The organism is Oceanibaculum nanhaiense, from assembly GCF_002148795.1.
Lineage (GTDB): Bacteria > Pseudomonadota > Alphaproteobacteria > Oceanibaculales > Oceanibaculaceae > Oceanibaculum > Oceanibaculum nanhaiense.
Window position 1 is genome coordinate 1 of sequence record NZ_MPOB01000037.1, and the last position, 437, is coordinate 437.

Genomic DNA, 437 nt, shown 5'->3' on the forward strand with positions numbered 1-437 from the left:
ATCTGCCAGATTTCGGTGACGAAGGGCAGCAGCAGGACCAGCGCCGCCCGGCACAGATCGAGCGCGACCAGAAGCCGCCGCCGCGGCCAGCGGCCGGCAAGCGCGCCCGCCAGCGGCGCGACGCCGACATAGGCGACCATCTTCAGGGCCAGCGCGGTGCCGAGCACCGCCCCGGCATCGGCGCCGGCGAGATCGTAGGCCAGCAGGCCGAGCGCCACCGTGGTCAGGCCGCTGCCGAGCAGGGAGAGTATCTGCGCGGCGAACAGGTGCCTATAGATACGGTTCGCCAGAATGTCGAGCATGTCGCGCCGCCTTCAGAGGTAGCGGGTGATTTCCTTGAATTCGGCAAGATGGTCCTGCCCGTCGCCGGCCACCGCGCTGTCCAGGCAATGGTCGATATGGTCGCGGATCAGGACGCGCTTGGCCTCGCTGATCGC

1 pseudogene is annotated in these 437 nt (G+C 68.6%); it reads right to left on the bottom strand.

The annotated features are described in order from the left end of the window. Window positions 1-302, bottom strand: a pseudogene (locus BKM74_RS18395) (MFS transporter); the annotation flags it as partial. Between the last annotated feature and the right edge of the window lie 135 nt (window positions 303-437).